Origin of the sequence: Pseudomonas aegrilactucae (assembly GCF_019168305.1) — a bacterium.
In the GTDB taxonomy this organism is placed as follows: Bacteria; Pseudomonadota; Gammaproteobacteria; order Pseudomonadales; family Pseudomonadaceae; genus Aquipseudomonas; species Aquipseudomonas aegrilactucae.
This window is the reverse complement of the sequence record NZ_JAHTBI010000049.1, coordinates 40,801-53,057: the sequence shown is the minus strand read 5'-3', so window position 1 is coordinate 53,057 and position 12,257 is coordinate 40,801. Positions and strand designations below refer to the sequence as shown.

Sequence of the window (12,257 nt, the reverse complement as noted above, 5' to 3'; positions counted from 1 at the left end):
GAGCGCTTTATAAGAATCATCCTACAACCGTGCGAATAAATCGTAGACAGCCCCAATGTTGTACGATAACGTACGTCGAAATTGATCCCCAAGGAGCCCTCCTCTACCCGCAACCGTCCCTGGCAGCACGCTTCATAACGACCCCAACAAAAACAAAAAAAGAAGATCGCATGAACACTACACTCCGCAGCCTCATTGCCATCAGCACCCTCGGCCTGTCCTTCTATGCCTGCGCAGACTCGGCCAGCATCAACTACCGTCACGGCTTCACCGAAGACGACAGCATCCACTCCGACCGCATCAAGATGAACTACCGGATGGACAGCGGCCTGGGTTTCGGGGCCGAGATCAAGTACAAGACCGCGGGTGACCGCGAAGACGTCGCCTATGACAACCTGGTCAACAACGGCCATGAATTCACCGTGGACTACAACTACAAGTTGAGCCCCAAGTCGACGCTGACCCCGGCGTTCCAGATGGACAGCGGGAAAGACTCCACCAGCTACAAGTTCGGTCTTAAGTACAACTACAAGATCAACGACACCTGGTACGTTGCCACCCGCGTGCGTCACGACGCCAAGCGGCTGGACCGCGATGTGATCGACCACAGCAAGGACGACCGCGCCAAGGACAACCAGAACACCACTCGCCTCGAAGGCTGGCTGGGCTTCACCCCCAAAGGCCCGTGGGCCTTCGAGTACCAGTACATCTACTTCGATACCGACTACATCCGCTACGACAACAAGAAGAGCGACTACGAGCAGAACATGATCGTCAAGTACAAGATCAACAAGCAGTGGGCACCGTTCATGGAGGTAGGCGACGTCAAGGTCAACTCCACCACTGATGACCGCCAGGCTCGCTGGCGCCTTGGGATCCAGTACAACTTCATGTAATGCCGAGCAACCGGGCCGTCCTCAAGACGGCCCGGTTTTGTCATCTGACGACACATAACGGAACTCTAACTGAAGGCGCCCGCCATGACGACACCACACTCCTCCGCCACCCCGAGCAAACCCTTCAACCGCCTGCTGCTGACCGGCGCCGCCGGGGGCCTTGGGCAGATTCTGCGCGAAGCGTTGCAGGCGCACGCCAATGTTGTACGGGTCTCCGACATCAGCCCGATGGCGCCACCGGCTGGCGACCACGAAGAAGTGATCACCTGCAACCTGGCCGACAAGGCCGGCGTGCTGGCCCTGGCTCAGGATGTGGACGTGATCGTGCACCTGGGCGGGATTTCCACCGAGCGCTCGTTCGAAGAGATTCTCGAAGCCAACATCAGCGGCACCTTCCATATCTATGAAGCGGCGCGCAAACACGGGATCAAGCGGGTGATCTTCGCCAGCTCCAACCACGTCACCGGGTTCTACCCGCAGAGCGAACAGATCGATGCGCACTCCCCGCGCCGCCCGGACTGCTACTACGGGCTGTCCAAGTCCTACGGCGAAGACCTGGCAACGTTCTACTTCCACCGCTATGGCATCGAAACCGTGAGCCTGCGCATTGGCTCCTCGTTCCCCGAGCCGCGCAACCTGCGCATGCTGTCCACCTGGCTGAGCTACCCGGACCTGGCACACCTGGTGGAGCGCTCACTGCTCGCCGAAAACGTCGGGCATACCGTGGTCTACGGCGTGTCGGCCAACCGCGACCTGTGGTGGAACAACCGCTACGCGGCGCACCTGGGGTTCCAGCCACAGGACAGCTCGGAGCGCTTCCGTGCCCAGATGGAGCAGTTGCCCAAGCCTGCGGCAGATGACCCGAATGCCGTGCTGCAAGGCGGCGCGTTCTGCGCGGCCGGGCCATTTGGTGATTGAGCCATGAATGCCGGCAAGGCAGGTTCCTGCAGGAACCCACCTTGCCGGCGAAGCACACGCCAAGCCCCATCTGATACAGCGCCGCCCTCTTCGCCGGCAAGGCCGGCTCCTACCGAGACCTTTTCATGACCGCCGAACTCATCGTCGACGCACGCAATGCCACCGGCGAAAGCCCGGTATGGCACCCTCAAGAAAACGCCCTGTACTGGGTCGATATCCCCGCCGGCCGCCTGCACCGCTGGCAACTCGATGGCCAGACCACGTCCTGGCAGGCCGACGAAATGCTCGCCTGCATCGCCCGCAGCCCGCAAGGCCACTGGCTGGGCGCCCAGGAAACCGGCCTCTTCCAGCTCACCCCCCAGGCCGATGGCCGCCTGCGTGCAGAGCAATGCGCCAGCGTCGAACACGCCCGCGAGAAAATGCGCTTCAACGACGGTCGCTGCGACCGCCAGGGGCGCTTCTGGGCCGGCACCATGCAAACCAACATGGGGGCCGAAAAGGTCGGTGCGCTGTACCGCTACGACCCGCAGCCTGGCGGCCCGGTACTGCCCTTGCAGGCCCAACTGCACGACCTGACCGTGCCCAACGGCATGGCGTTCAGCCCCGACGGCAAGACGATGTATGTCTCCGATTCGCACCCTGGCGTGCAACTGATCTGGGCCTTCGACTACGACATCGACAGCGGCACGCCGCACAACCGCCGGGTGTTCGTCGACATGAACAACCACCCCGGCCGGCCTGATGGCGCCACCGTGGATGCCGAAGGCTGCTACTGGATCTGCGCGATCGATTCCGGCCTGGTGCTGCGCTTCACCCCCGAAGGCAAGCTGGACCGCACCCTGGAACTGCCGGTGAAAAAGCCGACCATGTGCGCCTTTGGTGGCCCGCAACTGGACACGCTGTTCGTGACCTCGATCCGCCCGCAAGGCGTGGACCTGGCCGATCAGCCATTGGCCGGCGGGGTGTTCGCGCTGAACCCGGGGGTCAAGGGCCTGGCCGAACCGCTGGCGCGGGCCTGAGCCATGACGGCTGGCTGCAGGGCGCAGCCAGCCGTACCCGAATCAGCCGTGCAGCGCTTGCGCTTCGGCTTCTTCGTAGGCCTGGCGCAGGCGCTCACGGCTGTTGGTCAGGTGCAGGCGCATGGCGGCACGCGCCGATTCGGCGTCCTGCCGGGCGATGGCCTGGTAGATGTCTTCATGTTCGCGGCTCAGGCGCTCCGCGTAATGCTGCTGGTCATCATGGGTCAGGCGCGCCGAGTTGACCCGCGTACGCGGAATGATGCTGGTGCCCAGGTGCAGCATGATGTCGGTGAAGTAGCGATTGCCCGTGGCCAGGGCGATCTGCTGGTGGAACTGGAAGTCGGCCGCTACCGCATCGTTGGCATTGGCCGTGCCGCTTTCGAGGGCATCGAGGGCTTCGCGCATCAGCTTCAACTGTTCGTCGGTGCGCCGCGCAGACGCAAGGCCGGCAGACTCGACTTCAAGGCTGATGCGCAGCTCCAGAATCGCCAGTACGTCACGCAGGGTGACGATGGTTGCCGGGTCGATCCGAAAGCCGCTCGGGCTAGGGGTATCGAGCACGAAGGTGCCGATGCCATGGCGGGTTTCCACCAGGCCGGCGGCCTGCAAGCGGGAGATAGCCTCGCGCACCACGGTGCGGCTGACGCCCTGTTCTTCCATGATCTGTGACTCGGTGGGCAGCTTTGCGCCGCGCTTGAGCTCACCGTCACGAATGCGCCGTGAAAGCTCGGTGACCAGCTCCTGGCCAAGGCTGCGATGCTTTCTACGAACACGGGGTTGGACGATCTGGTTGTCCATAGCGAACTGTTGTCTCGGTTTACGGATGAACAGCCACTATAGCTTACGAAGTTGTACGACAACACTTCTATCTACATGAAACGTGCCGATTTATAGGTCAATTATCTGTAAATATCGTAAAGGAAGCTTGCCATGGAAACTGCTGTAACGCTTCAGGACCGTCTAACTCGGGTGGTTGTGGCCCCCGAGCTGGGTGGCAGCCTGGTGAGCTGGACCACGCTGAACGATGAACGCGCGCTGTTGCGCCCTGCCACGTTGCCGGCAACCTCGCCACGGCAACTGGGCTGCTACCCGCTGGTGCCATGGTCCAACCGGATCGCCTCGGGCGGCTTCGACACACCCGAGGGCTGGATGGCGTTGCCGGCCAATACCGACGGTTCGCCGCTGGCGGTGCATGGCAGTGCCTGGCAGCAGCCCTGGCAGGTGGTCGCACAGAGCGATCAGGCAGTACGGCTGCGCCTGGAAAGCCAGCTGCCCTTTGCCTATAACGCCGAGCAGCACATTCGCCTGGAGGAAGGCTGCCTGAGCATCGAGCTGAGCGTGACGCACCGTGATGCGCAGCCGGCCTGGCACGGCCTGGGGCTGCACCCTTACTTTGTGCGCACGCCTGCCACGCGGGTAACGGCCCAGGCCAGCCAGGTATGGCTGTGCGATGAGCAACAGCTATCGACACAGCTGAGTGAGCTGCCGGCCGAATGGGACCTGCGCCAGGGCAATGGGCTGCCAGACGAGCGGGTGGACAACGCATTCGTGGGCTGGGATGGGGTGTGCCGGATCGAACAGGAAGATGCCGGCTATCACCTGGACTGCCGGGCCGAAGGGTTTGGCTATTACCTGCTGTTCTGCCCGCCGGGGCAGCCGTTCTTCTGCTTCGAGCCGGTGAGCCACCCGGTCAATGCCCACCACCTGCCAGGGCGACCGGGGTTGGTGCTGTTGCGCGAGGGCGAGGCGCATCGGGCGCGTTGGAGCATGCAGTACACCAGGCTCTAGACCCGGGCCAGGCCTGCGCCAGCCGTCAGGGCGCCAGGCCGATCCCACGCAGGATCACACTGGTCACCGTCTGCAGCGCGCGCTCGAACTGCGGCTCGCTCAAGGGCTGGTGGGCATTGAGCAGGTTCACCTGGTGGCTGAAATCGGCATAGTGCTGGGTCGACGCCCAGATCATGTACAGCAGCCCCGAAGGCTCTACCGGCAGGATGCGCCCCTGCTCCACCCACTGGCGAATCTTGTGTTCCTTGAGCTTGGCCCAGCCGTACAGGCTCTCATCCAGCGTTGCGCCCAGGTGCGGTGCACCATGGATGATCTCGTCGGCCCACACCTTGGAACCGTAGGGCCGGGTCCAGGAGTGGTTCATCTTGGCGCGGATATAGGCGCTGAGCACGATGCGCGGGTCGTCATACAGTTCGAAGCACAGCGCATCCTGCTTCCACACCTCCAGCAGCCCGAGCAGCACCGCCTGGTACAACTCGGTCTTGGTGCTGAAGTAGTAGTGCACGTTGCTGCGCGGCAACTGCGCAGCCTCGGCGATGTCGGCCATGGCCGTGCCAGCGAAGCCCTTTTCGGCAAAGACCCGCTCCGCCGCCAGAAGAATGCTGTCGACATTGCGTTGACGAATGCTGTGCTTGTGCGCGGCCATGGGCAGATCCGGTGCGGATGACCCTGCAAGGCTAGCACTGCCGGCCCCCCCAGGCACACCTGTCGATCAACCGCGATCACTGCACACCTTGGCCAGCGTCAGGTACCGACCGTACTCCGGTGGCGCCACCTGTGCCGACCCGTTGCCCCGAGGGATCAACACCAGCCATCGCCTTGGTATAACCGCCGGGCGCGAAGCGACAGGTGACCAGCAGCATCATCACCACGGTGACGCTCAGCAGCAGCCAGGAGGCCTGGAAATCACCGCTGACGTCACGCAGCCAGCCGGTCACGTAGGGCACGATACCGGTGATGATGAAGCCCACGCCTTGTACGAACGCTGCCAGCGCACCGGCGCTGGCCGGGCTCTTCAGGTGCTCCAGGGTCAGGGTCAGGCTCAGACTGAAGCAGGCCCCCAGGCCGAAGCCGATCAACGCTACCCACACGGCCGACACCGCAGGCGCCAGCAGCAAGCCGACAAACCCCAGCAACTGCACCGACAGCGCCAGCCACAGGCCCGGCCGCCGGTCTGCCAGGCGGCGCAACAGCAACGGCAAACCCAGCGCCCCTGCCACCTGGAAGAGGGTCATCAGCCCGACCAGTTCACCACCGCCCTGGGCCGTGCCGCCCACCTGCTGATAATAGGCCGGCAGCCACGCCACCATGCTGGTGTAACCCCCATTGATCAGGCCGAAATATACCGCCAGCAACCACGCCCGCCGACTGCCGAACAGGTGCCCGCTGACGCCGCCGCGCCCGCTTGCTGCCTCCAGGCGCGGCCTCACCCAACACCACACGGCAAAAGCCAGCAACGCGGGCAGCAGCCATACACCGAGCCCGGCCTGCCAGCGTGAAAACTGTTCGGCCACTCGCGGGCCGACGACTGCCGCGACCCCGCCGCCACTCATCAGCGCGGCCGAGTACACCCCCATCGCCATCGCCAGGCGCTGCGGGAACCAGCGGTTGACCAGCCCCGGCATCAACGCCTGGATACACGCCACGCCAAGGCCGGCCAGCGCCGCGCTTGCCACCAGTGCCGGGCCCGAGTCGAGCACCAGGCGCCAGCCACAGGCCAGTGCAATGGCGGCCAGCCCGATCAGCATCGCCCCCTGCTCGCTCAACCAGCGCCGCAGCCAGGGGTGCAGCAGCGGTACCAGGCCCATGCACAGCACCGGCAAGGCCGTGAGCAGTGCGGCCTGTTGATAGCCCAACCCGGTGCTGCGCCGGATGTCTTCGAGCAACGGGCCGATGCTGGTAAGGATCGGCCGCAGGTTCAGCGCCATGGCGATCACCAGCAACAGCAGCAATGCACCACGGCTCTGTTCGTGCTTCATGTGTGCACCTGTTGCCAGGCGGCATACAGGTCGCCCTCGCCTGCTGGCTTGAGCCGTTGCAGTGGCAAGGACTGTTGCTGGGGCGGGCGCGCCATCTGCGTGTACACGGCGGCGGTGGACAGGCCATAGGGCTCGGCCTCTTCGTTGCTGTAGGCAAACCAGGCGCGCTCGATGCCGCACAGGTGCATGGCCGCCAGGCACATGGGGCAAGGGTGACCGGTAGCGTAGATCTCGCACCCGTCCAGCCGTGGGCTGCCGAGCACCTGGCTGGCAAGGCGAATCGCCTGCAACTCGGCATGGGCGGTGGGGTCCTGGGTGAGGTGGATCTGGTTGACGGCTTCGGCAATCACCCGCCCTTGCTGCACCAGCACCGCCGCGAATGGGCGACCGCCGGTTGCAATGGAGTCCCTGGCCAGTGCCAGGGCTTGCTGCATGAATTGTTCGTTGGCCATGAGCAGGCGCTCCCGTCAGGTTGGCTGGGCTGAATCAAGGGGCGATTATCCCGAGCGTGCGGTGTAGCATGAAATTAATTGATTTCATGCATGCCAGTGGGTAATCGAATGCTAGATCCCGTGTTGTTGCGCAGCTTTGTCAACGTGGTCGAAACCGGCAACTTCACCCGTGCGGCTGAGCGCCTGCACCTGACCCAATCCACCATCAGCCAGCAGATCATTCGCCTGGAGCAAGGCTTGGGCGTGCGCTTGCTGGACCGCAGCCAGCGCCAGATCTGGCCGACTGAAGACGGCGAGCGCCTGCTGGGTTTTGCCCGGCGCCTGCTGCGCCTGGATGAGGAAGCGCGCCAGGCCTTGAGCCCCGTGCAACCGGAGCGGGCGTTGCGCCTGGGCGTGCCGGAAGACCTGGCCGGCGAAGTGCTGACCGAGCCGCTGAGCCAGTTTATCGGGCAGCGCCCGCGGCTGCGCCTGGAGGTCGAAAGCGGGCTGAGCAACCCGTTGCTGCGCCTGTACCGCAATGGCGAGCTTGACCTGCTGCTGGTCAAGCAATGGGGCGCGGAGCGCGACTGCCATGCGCGCTGGAGCGAGCCGCTGTCATGGGTGTGCAGCGCTGCGCTGGCGCAGGTGGTGGAGCCGGTGCCGCTGGTGGTGTTCCCGGTGGGGGCGCTGTATCGGCAGGAAATGATCAATGCGCTGGAGGCCGTCGGGCGCAGCTGGCGCATCAGCTACTCGACTACCAGCCTTACAAGCCTTAGTGCGGCGGTGAGCGCGGGGCTTGGGGTCAGCCTGATCCCCAGCCGCAGCGTGGGAACCGGGCATCGGGTGCTGGATGTGGGCGAAGGCTTTGCTCCGGTGGCGGGGTTGGAATTGGCGCTGTATGCACGGCCTGCATTGGATGAGGATGGATTGGCGTTGCGTGATCTGCTGCAGGGGTTGTGTGAACAGCGAGGTGCTACGGCGATCTGACGCCATGATGCAACCGCGCCCGGTAACTCCCCGGGCTCTCACCCGTCCACTTCTTGAACGCCCGGTGAAATGCACTGGGCTCCTGGAAACCCGTCTGCTCGGCTATCTGCGCCACGCTCAACACGCTGCCACGCAAGCGCTCGAACGCCAACGCACGACGTACCTCGTCCTTGATCTGCTGGAACGAACACCCCTCACGCTCCAACTGCCGGCGAAAACTGCTCGCGCTCAGGCCCTCGCCCGCCGCCATCGCCGGCAAGGTCGGCCACTGCCCGTACTGGCGAGCACGCAACTCGCGGTACACCCGCGCCGCCAGGCCGTTCTGGTTGCGATAGCGCACCACCAGCCATTGCGGCGCACTGCGCAAGAACGTCTTCAACGCGCCCAGGTCCTGCACCACCGGCAAACGCAGAAAGTCGGCCGCAAACTCGACTTCGGTGCGCCCACTCCCCAAGTGCAGGTTCGGCCCCCACAGCAGCACATCGTCGTCCAGCGCCGCGCGCGTATCACGCAGCTCGGTCCGGTCGATCGCAATGCGTCGCCCGCCCAGCCAGCACAACAGGCTGACCACCAGCACCAGGAAGGTCTCTTCGGCGTACACCCGCGTCTGCGCATCCTCGATGCGCGACTCCAGGCTGATCACCGCGCGCTGCCCGCGCACCGTCAACCGCCCACGCACTTCGCGCAGGAACAGCCCGAAGTTGTTCAGGCACTGGCGCAGCGCCTTCTCCAGCGTCGGCTCCTGGATCAGGCCACGGCAGATCAAGGCAAAACTGCCCGGTGGCATGCCATGCCCGTCAAGGTTGAAAAATTCGTCGTCCAGCGCCTCGATGAGCAACAGCCACAGCCGCGCAAAGGCCTTGGCCGGCACCCGCGCGCCCGCCACCTGCATCACCCCCGGGTCGATCCCCGCCTGCACCAGCAACGCCGCAGCCCGCGCCGGCTGATCGCGCAGGGCATGCAACATGGTGTGGACGAAGTAGACCGCGACCGAATCGTTTTCCCGCATGACTGATTCCGCTATGAAGCGTAGAAATATGGCAAAAAGTGCCAGTGCCGCTGGGCAGTTAGGGCATAGGCCAAGGCGCGCCCTTTGCCTAGACTCGAACCCATCCCGAGCGTGGCCTGGGCGCCATTCTGGCAGAGCCGCACAACGCCCCGCCACGCTTTCGCACACTGGAGTCGCACATGAACACCCAAGAGATCTATGTAGTCAGCGCCGTTCGTTCGGCCATCGGCACCTTCGGCGGTGCCCTCAAGGACCTGCCCCTGGCCGACCTCGCCACCCAGGTGACCCGCGCCGCCATCGAGCGCTCCGGTATCGCCCCCGAGCAGATAGGCCACGTGGTGATGGGCAACGTGATCCCCACCGAACCGCGTGACGCCTACCTGGGCCGTGTCGCTGCGATGAATGCCGGCATCCCCAGGGAAACCCCGGCCTTCAACGTCAACCGCCTGTGCGGTTCGGGCCTGCAAGCCATCGTCTCGGCCGCGCAAAGCCTGCTGCTGGGCGACGCTGAAGCCGTGCTCGCCGCCGGCGCCGAATCCATGAGCCGCGGTCCCTACCTGCTGCCCCAGGCCCGCTGGGGTGCGCGAATGGGTGACCTGCACGGGGTCGACTACATGCTCGGCATTCTGCAAGACCCGTTCGCCGGCTTTCACATGGGCATCACCGCCGAGAACGTTGCCGAACGCAACGGCATCACGCGCCAGATGCAGGACGCCGTGGCCCTGACCAGCCAGCAGCGCGCCGCCCGCGCCATCGCCGAAGGCCGCTTCGACAGCCAGATCGTGCCGATCGAGATTCCCGGCCGCAAAGGCCCGGTACGCTTCGCGGTGGACGAACACGTGCGCGGCGACGTCAGCGCCGAACAACTGGCCGGCATGAAAGCCGCCTTCAAGAAAGACGGTACCGTCACCGCCGGCAATGCCAGCGGCCTGAACGACGGTGCCGGCGCCCTGGTGCTGGCGACCGGCGACCTGGTCAAGCGCCTGGGCCTGCGCCCACTGGCGCGCCTGGTGGCCTACGCGCATGCCGGCGTGGAACCCGAGCTGATGGGCCTGGGCCCGGTACCAGCCACCCGCAAGGTGCTGGAAAAGGCCGGCCTGAGCGTTGCCGACCTGGACGTGATCGAGTCCAACGAGGCCTTCGCTGCCCAGGCCTGCGCCGTTTCACAAGAACTGGGCTTTGACCCCGAAAAGGTCAACCCGAACGGCTCGGGCATTTCCCTCGGGCACCCAGTGGGTGCCACCGGAGCGATCATCGCCACCAAGGCCATTCATGAATTGCAGCGTATCCAGGGCCGCTATGCGCTGGCCACCATGTGCATTGGCGGCGGTCAGGGGATCGCCGTCGTCTTCGAACGCGTTTGAGCGGGAGCCTACCCAGTGACTATCGAAAACATCGCCGTCATCGGCGCCGGCACCATGGGCAACGGGATTGCCCAGGTGTGCGCAGTGGCGGGCTACCAGGTTACCCTGATCGACGTGTCCGAGGCCGCACTTGAGCGTGGCCTGGCGACCCTGCGCAAGAACCTCGAGCGCCAGGTCGGCAAGCAGACCCTGCAGGCCGCACAGGCCGAAGCGGCGCTCACGCGCATCACCACCAGCACCGACTATACGCGCCTCAAGGGCGCGCAACTGGTGATCGAGGCCGCCACCGAAAACCTCGACCTGAAGGTCAAGATCCTGCAACAGGTCGCCGCCAGCGTCAGTGATGCCTGCGTGATCGCCACCAATACCTCGTCGCTGTCGATCACCCAGCTCGGCGCCTCGGTCAGCCAGCCCGAACGCTTCATCGGCGTGCATTTCTTCAACCCGGTACCGATGATGGCGCTGGTCGAGATCATCCGTGGCCTGCAGACCAGCGACGCCACCCATGCCGCGGCCCAGGCCCTGACCGAACGGGTCGGCAAGACCGCCATCAGCGCCGGCAACCGCCCAGGCTTCGTGGTCAACCGCATCCTGGTACCGATGATCAACGAAGCGATCATGGTGCTGCAGGAAGGCCTGGCCAGCGCCGAAGACATCGACACCGGCATGCGCCTGGGCTGCAACCAGCCGATCGGCCCGCTGGCCCTGGCCGACCTGATTGGCCTGGACACCCTGCTGGCGATCATCGAGTCGTTCCACGACGGCTTCAACGACAGCAAGTACCGCCCTGCCGCGCTGCTCAAGGAAATGGTTGCTGCCGGCTACCTGGGACGCAAGAGCGGCCGTGGTTTCTTCACCTACTGAGGCTTGAACATGCCAGTGACTTGCGCCAACTTCGAGGAACGCCGGGACAAGGCACTGGAGCTCTTTGCGGTCAAGGGGTTCGGCCAGGTCAGCATGCGCGAGCTGGCCAGCCACCTGGGGTTGACGGCAGGGTCGCTGTATCACCACTTCCCGAGCAAGCAGCACCTGCTGTTCGATTTGATCGAGGAGCTGTTCGAGGAACTGCTGGCGAGCCTGCCCCCCCCTGCACGCACGAGTGCCCAGGCCAACACGCTGTCACGGGTGATCCAGGCGCACTGGGCGCTGCATGCCGAGCGCCCCTTGCAATTTCGCCTGGCCGAGCGCGACCTGTGCTGCCTGAGCGAGGCGCAGCAGGCCCACATCGCCGACCTGCGCCAGCACTATGAAACCCGCCTGCTGCAATTGATTGCACCGCAGGCGGCGCTGCCGTCGGCCAGCCGCGAAGCGGCAGCCCACGTGATCGCTACGCTGCTCAACAGCCTGCCGGGATGGCTGCAGGCGTCGCCGCTGGCGCAGCCGCAGCGCCTGGCAATGATGGAAAACATGCTGCTGGGCGCCATCGAGCGGACCCTGCATGTGGGCGCGCTGAACGCAGTGGCCTGAAGCGCGCTACTTCAACATTTCCTGTATCTGCTCACCCAGCGTGTACAGGTCGAAGGGCTTGGCCAGGATCGGCGCCTTGCGCGCAATCGGGCTGCCAGACTCGAGTATCTCCGCCGGGTAGCCACTGATGAAAATCACCTTCAGGTCAGGGCGCAGCTTGACCGCAGGCTCGGCAATCTGCACCCCGGAAATGCCGCCGGGCAAGCGAAAGTCGGTGACGATAAGGTCCAGGTGCGGCTTGCTGGCCAGTATCTTGAATGCCTGCTCGCCATCTTCGGCCACCAGCACGTGGTAGCCCTCGCCTTGAAGATAGTCCCTAAGGATCATGCGAATGCTCTCGTCGTCCTCGACGACCAGCACTACATCTTGCGCATCTTCACTCATGCCAACGCCTTCAAC

The 12,257-nt window shown here is 64.7% G+C and carries 14 protein-coding genes; 8 read left to right on the top strand and 6 right to left on the bottom strand.

Going from position 1 to position 12,257, the window contains the following annotated elements; all coding sequences use genetic code 11:
• Nucleotides 1–170 precede the first annotated feature (170 nt).
• The 3 genes from KUO17_RS14590 (at nt 171) to KUO17_RS14580 (ending at nt 2,833) form a co-directional block, all read left to right on the top strand.
• Nucleotides 171–896, top strand: coding sequence for an oligogalacturonate-specific porin KdgM family protein (locus KUO17_RS14590; RefSeq protein ID WP_217976254.1), 726 nt, complete (start codon nt 171–173; stop codon nt 894–896).
• A gap of 84 nt (nt 897–980) precedes the next feature.
• Nucleotides 981–1,814: an NAD-dependent epimerase/dehydratase family protein gene (locus KUO17_RS14585; RefSeq protein WP_217976253.1), complete on the top strand. Its 834-nt coding sequence runs from the start codon at nt 981–983 to the stop codon at nt 1,812–1,814.
• 125 nt (nt 1,815–1,939) lie between these two features.
• Nucleotides 1,940–2,833, top strand: a complete 894-nt coding sequence (locus KUO17_RS14580) for an SMP-30/gluconolactonase/LRE family protein (RefSeq protein WP_217976252.1) — start codon at nt 1,940–1,942, stop codon at nt 2,831–2,833.
• A 42-nt stretch (nt 2,834–2,875) separates the two neighbouring features.
• Here KUO17_RS14580 and KUO17_RS14575 read toward each other — a convergent pair whose 3' ends face one another.
• On the bottom strand, nt 2,876–3,631 hold the full coding sequence (locus KUO17_RS14575; protein WP_217976251.1) for a FadR/GntR family transcriptional regulator: 756 nt from the start codon (nt 3,629–3,631) through the stop codon (nt 2,876–2,878).
• Nucleotides 3,632–3,763: 132 nt separating this feature from the next.
• Between KUO17_RS14575 and KUO17_RS14570 the strand changes: the two genes are divergently transcribed.
• Nucleotides 3,764–4,621: an aldose 1-epimerase gene (locus tag KUO17_RS14570; protein ID WP_217976250.1), complete on the top strand. Its 858-nt coding sequence runs from the start codon at nt 3,764–3,766 to the stop codon at nt 4,619–4,621.
• Nucleotides 4,622–4,646: 25 nt separating this feature from the next.
• Here KUO17_RS14570 and KUO17_RS14565 read toward each other — a convergent pair whose 3' ends face one another.
• The 3 genes from KUO17_RS14565 to KUO17_RS14555 form a co-directional block, all read right to left on the bottom strand.
• On the bottom strand, nt 4,647–5,267 hold the full coding sequence (locus KUO17_RS14565; RefSeq protein ID WP_217976249.1) for a TetR/AcrR family transcriptional regulator: 621 nt from the start codon (nt 5,265–5,267) through the stop codon (nt 4,647–4,649).
• Nucleotides 5,268–5,343: 76 nt separating this feature from the next.
• A complete protein-coding gene (locus KUO17_RS14560) occupies nt 5,344–6,600 on the bottom strand; it encodes a CynX/NimT family MFS transporter (RefSeq protein ID WP_217976248.1) in 1,257 nt (418 codons plus the stop codon).
• Nucleotides 6,597–7,052: a nucleoside deaminase gene (locus KUO17_RS14555; protein WP_217976247.1), complete on the bottom strand. Its 456-nt coding sequence runs from the start codon at nt 7,050–7,052 to the stop codon at nt 6,597–6,599. The genes KUO17_RS14560 and KUO17_RS14555 overlap by 4 nt, the downstream gene beginning before the upstream one ends.
• A 108-nt stretch (nt 7,053–7,160) precedes the next feature.
• On the opposite strand from KUO17_RS14555, the gene KUO17_RS14550 reads away from it, so the two are divergent.
• Complete coding sequence (locus tag KUO17_RS14550; protein WP_217976246.1) at nt 7,161–8,018, top strand: LysR substrate-binding domain-containing protein; 858 nt, start codon at nt 7,161–7,163, stop codon at nt 8,016–8,018.
• On the opposite strand, the gene KUO17_RS14545 is transcribed toward KUO17_RS14550, so the two are convergent.
• Nucleotides 8,005–9,027 carry an AraC family transcriptional regulator gene (locus KUO17_RS14545; RefSeq protein WP_217976245.1) on the bottom strand — a complete coding sequence of 341 codons (1,023 nt, stop codon included), beginning with the start codon at nt 9,025–9,027 and terminating at the stop codon, nt 8,005–8,007. The two genes, KUO17_RS14550 and KUO17_RS14545, sit on opposite strands and share 14 nt — an antisense overlap.
• A gap of 179 nt (nt 9,028–9,206) precedes the next feature.
• On the opposite strand from KUO17_RS14545, the gene KUO17_RS14540 reads away from it, so the two are divergent.
• Genes KUO17_RS14540 through KUO17_RS14530 form a run of 3 tightly spaced genes read left to right on the top strand, consistent with a single transcriptional unit; the run spans nt 9,207 to nt 11,858 of the window.
• On the top strand, nt 9,207–10,391 hold the full coding sequence (locus tag KUO17_RS14540) for an acetyl-CoA C-acyltransferase family protein (protein ID WP_217976244.1): 1,185 nt from the start codon (nt 9,207–9,209) through the stop codon (nt 10,389–10,391).
• 15 nt (nt 10,392–10,406) lie between these two features.
• A complete protein-coding gene (locus tag KUO17_RS14535) occupies nt 10,407–11,255 on the top strand; it encodes a 3-hydroxybutyryl-CoA dehydrogenase (protein ID WP_217976243.1) in 849 nt (282 codons plus the stop codon).
• 9 nt (nt 11,256–11,264) lie between these two features.
• Complete coding sequence (locus tag KUO17_RS14530; protein ID WP_217976242.1) at nt 11,265–11,858, top strand: TetR/AcrR family transcriptional regulator; 594 nt, start codon at nt 11,265–11,267, stop codon at nt 11,856–11,858.
• 6 nt (nt 11,859–11,864) lie between these two features.
• Here the strand turns inward: KUO17_RS14530 and KUO17_RS14525 are convergent, their stop codons facing one another.
• A complete protein-coding gene (locus KUO17_RS14525; RefSeq protein WP_217976241.1) occupies nt 11,865–12,242 on the bottom strand; it encodes a response regulator in 378 nt (125 codons plus the stop codon).
• Nucleotides 12,243–12,257 lie beyond the last annotated feature (15 nt).

What these genes read in the sequence shown, in the direction of transcription:
- KUO17_RS14590 (WP_217976254.1), top strand. Translation starts at nt 171, where the DNA reads ATGAACACTACACTCCGCAGCCTCATTGCCATCAGCACCCTCGGCCTG.
- KUO17_RS14585 (WP_217976253.1), top strand. Translation starts at nt 981, where the DNA reads ATGACGACACCACACTCCTCCGCCACCCCGAGCAAACCCTTCAACCGC.
- KUO17_RS14580 (WP_217976252.1), top strand. Translation starts at nt 1,940, where the DNA reads ATGACCGCCGAACTCATCGTCGACGCACGCAATGCCACCGGCGAAAGC.
- KUO17_RS14575 (WP_217976251.1), bottom strand. Translation starts at nt 3,631, where the DNA reads ATGGACAACCAGATCGTCCAACCCCGTGTTCGTAGAAAGCATCGCAGC.
- KUO17_RS14570 (WP_217976250.1), top strand. Translation starts at nt 3,764, where the DNA reads ATGGAAACTGCTGTAACGCTTCAGGACCGTCTAACTCGGGTGGTTGTG.
- KUO17_RS14565 (WP_217976249.1), bottom strand. Translation starts at nt 5,267, where the DNA reads ATGGCCGCGCACAAGCACAGCATTCGTCAACGCAATGTCGACAGCATT.
- KUO17_RS14560 (WP_217976248.1), bottom strand. Translation starts at nt 6,600, where the DNA reads ATGAAGCACGAACAGAGCCGTGGTGCATTGCTGCTGTTGCTGGTGATC.
- KUO17_RS14555 (WP_217976247.1), bottom strand. Translation starts at nt 7,052, where the DNA reads ATGGCCAACGAACAATTCATGCAGCAAGCCCTGGCACTGGCCAGGGAC.
- KUO17_RS14550 (WP_217976246.1), top strand. Translation starts at nt 7,161, where the DNA reads ATGCTAGATCCCGTGTTGTTGCGCAGCTTTGTCAACGTGGTCGAAACC.
- KUO17_RS14545 (WP_217976245.1), bottom strand. Translation starts at nt 9,027, where the DNA reads ATGCGGGAAAACGATTCGGTCGCGGTCTACTTCGTCCACACCATGTTG.
- KUO17_RS14540 (WP_217976244.1), top strand. Translation starts at nt 9,207, where the DNA reads ATGAACACCCAAGAGATCTATGTAGTCAGCGCCGTTCGTTCGGCCATC.
- KUO17_RS14530 (WP_217976242.1), top strand. Translation starts at nt 11,265, where the DNA reads ATGCCAGTGACTTGCGCCAACTTCGAGGAACGCCGGGACAAGGCACTG.
- KUO17_RS14525 (WP_217976241.1), bottom strand. Translation starts at nt 12,242, where the DNA reads ATGAGTGAAGATGCGCAAGATGTAGTGCTGGTCGTCGAGGACGACGAG.